The organism is Micromonospora sp. NPDC049891 (assembly GCF_040660295.1).
Lineage (GTDB): Bacteria > Actinomycetota > Actinomycetes > Mycobacteriales > Micromonosporaceae > Micromonospora.
This window is the reverse complement of sequence record NZ_JBFAML010000071.1, coordinates 1-1,667: the sequence shown is the minus strand read 5'-3', so window position 1 is coordinate 1,667 and position 1,667 is coordinate 1. Positions and strand designations below refer to the sequence as shown.

The 1,667-nt window shown below is 69.7% G+C and carries 1 protein-coding gene; it reads right to left on the bottom strand.

Annotation, left to right across the window (positions count from 1 at the left end; all coding sequences use genetic code 11):
• Positions 1-40: 40 nt before the first annotated feature.
• Positions 41-1,609, bottom strand: a complete 1,569-nt coding sequence (locus AB0I71_RS32470; RefSeq protein WP_357591178.1) for an ISL3 family transposase — start codon at positions 1,607-1,609, stop codon at positions 41-43.
• Positions 1,610-1,667 lie beyond the last annotated feature (58 nt).

The window sequence follows — 1,667 nt, the reverse complement described above, 5'->3', positions numbered from 1 at the left end:
TGGCTCTGGCACACATTCTGTGATTGATCTTGTTGATGGCTCACGGGGTGGTCAGGACGCGTTTGCGGAGGAGGTCGAGGTTCGCGCGGCCATACATTTGTCGCTTGATCGTCTTGATGCGGTTGACCTGGCCTTCGACGGGGCCTGAGCTCCAGGGCTGGGTGAGGCCGGCGACGACGGCGTCACGGTCGCTGGCCAGGCCGGCGGCGAAGCCGCGGATTTCGGGGTATCCGGCGTGGCGGGCGCGGTTGATCCAGGCGTCGAGGTGTTGCCCGGTGCCCTGGTGGCGGACCAGCGCGGCGAACCCGCGGGCGAGACCGGCGACGGTGTCGAGGTCGGGGCAGCGGTGGCGGGCGTCGGTGAGATCAGCGCGGTCGTCGTCGGTGAGTTTGTGGCCGGGTCGCATGATCCAGGCGGTGATCCGCCGGGCCGACGGCACCCGTACTGCGGTCGAAGGGGTGGGGCGGGTGCGGTTGATGGCGAGCCAGTCCCGCAGTACCCGCAAGCTGCCCTGATAGCCGCGGGCCAGGATCTCGGCGTGCAGCACGGCTGTCTGGTGGACGCCGTCGGTGAGGCGTTGCCGAAGGTAGGGGTGGAACGGGGCGAGGATGCTGGGTCGGCTGGCGGCGTTCGGGCCGATCAACGTCTCGGCGGTGGTGGCGTGGGCGTACTTGCGGGCGGTTCTGACGTTCATGTCGAGCCGGCGGGCGGTCGCGCTGATCGACAGTCCTTCGGCTCGCAGGGCGTGCACGGCCGCGTGGCGTTGGCGGGTGTTCGCCGCCCGCCGTCCCGTCCTGACCGGCTCGTCGGCCGGGGCGACCAGGGCAGATGTCGGTTCGTCGTGGTTGCGTAGGCAGCGGCGGTGTCCACGGATGACTTTTTCGACGGTGTCGCTGAGGTTCTTCAGCAGGTGCCACCGGTCGGCGACCTGGATCGCGTCAGGTGCTCCCTTGCGGGCGCCCTCGGCGTAGCTGCCGCCTCGGTCGCGGCAGATGATCTGAACGCCAGGGTGGTCGCGCAGCCAGGCGGCGAGGGTGTCGGCGGTGCGGTCGGGCAGAACGTCGATCGGCCGGCGGGTGTGCATGTCGAGCAGCACCGTCGCGTATCGGTGCCCTCGGCGGCGGGCGAAGTCGTCGACGCCCAGCACCGTCGGCGTCACCGGCGACGGGTCGGGCATCCGGCGGATCATCCGGATCAATGTGGAGCGGGACACCGACACGGCCAACCGATGCGTCAACCGGCTTCCCGGTCGGCCGCCCAACGCCGCCGCGACTGCTTGCAGATCACCTGTCGCGAGGACCGTGTGGCGGGCATGCCTTCGGGTCAGCCCCGGCACCTGCTCGACGAACGTCTGCCGTCTGCATTGGGCGTTCACGCAGGCGAATCGGCGGACCGTCAACGCGACCAGCACCTCGTGGCCACCCAACCTGACATCGGCCAGCCGCCGCACATAGCGACCGTGCACCGTGGTCGACCATGCGCCGCAGACCCCGCACGACGCCCGCACCGTCTGCGTCGCCGCGTCGATCCTGACCGTGATGCCCCGAACCACCACCGCTTCCAACCGCAGGCCCGTCAGGTGCGGCAGCAACGCCGGAATGATCTCCACCTCGGCACCCAACCCGAACTACCGGCGAGCGCGACTCACAAAATGTGTGCCAGAGCCA